We start from the raw sequence: 697 nt of genomic DNA on the forward strand, positions 1-697 counted from the left end.
TTGGTTTCTACGATGGTTTCTTTGGCCCCGGTACGGGCTCGATTTTTACTGTGTGCTTTGTTGCTCTTGGACACTTCTCCCTCGTGGATGCAACAGCACGAACTAAGATTTTGAATTTCACTTCAAACATCGCTGCATTGTTGTTTTTCGTTCTAGCAGGGTTACCTGTATGGGAAATTGGTTTGACGATGGCGGTCGGTGGCTTTATTGGCGCTCAACTTGGCGCAAAAGTGGTGGTTACCAAAGGTCAAAAGTGGATTCGACCTCTAGTGATTACCATGTCTATGCTGATGGCAACAAAACTTCTTTGACAACAACATCAGCAATGGCTTCTAACACTGTTTTAATTCGCTGATTGCGGTATGTGTTGTGGCGAAGACAGATGTGTATTGGGCGAATTAGAGGCTCTAGTTCTTCGAATTCGAAACAGAAATTTGATGCGATGTTGAGTGTTTTGATGATGGATTTAGGTATCAGTGCTGGTGCCATACCTTTTAAAGCTAATTGCGCTGCCGCAGTGTAGGAGTCCATTTCCATCAAAGGTTGGATCTCGTACTTGGACAAAATGGCTTGCTGATATGTATTGGCTGGGTTATTCAAATCGTTAGTTAAAATCGCTTTTGGTAATTGAGTTAGCGGGTGCTTACTTATTATAGAGAAAGGCTCATCGGCGAGATGAACGCTCATCAAACCGTGA

At 43.5% G+C, this 697-nt stretch carries 2 protein-coding genes; one reads left to right on the forward strand and one right to left on the reverse strand.

Annotation, left to right across the window (positions count from 1 at the left end):
- A partial coding sequence (locus R7Q48_RS27525) for a TSUP family transporter (RefSeq protein WP_318133443.1) occupies nt 1-311 on the forward strand: 311 nt, incomplete at its 5' end.
- Here the strand turns inward: R7Q48_RS27525 and R7Q48_RS27530 are convergent.
- On the reverse strand, nt 283-697 hold a 415-nt coding region (locus R7Q48_RS27530), incomplete at its 5' end, for a LysR substrate-binding domain-containing protein (protein WP_318133445.1). The genes R7Q48_RS27525 and R7Q48_RS27530 overlap by 29 nt on opposite strands.

This window comes from Vibrio sp. 378, assembly GCF_033339435.1.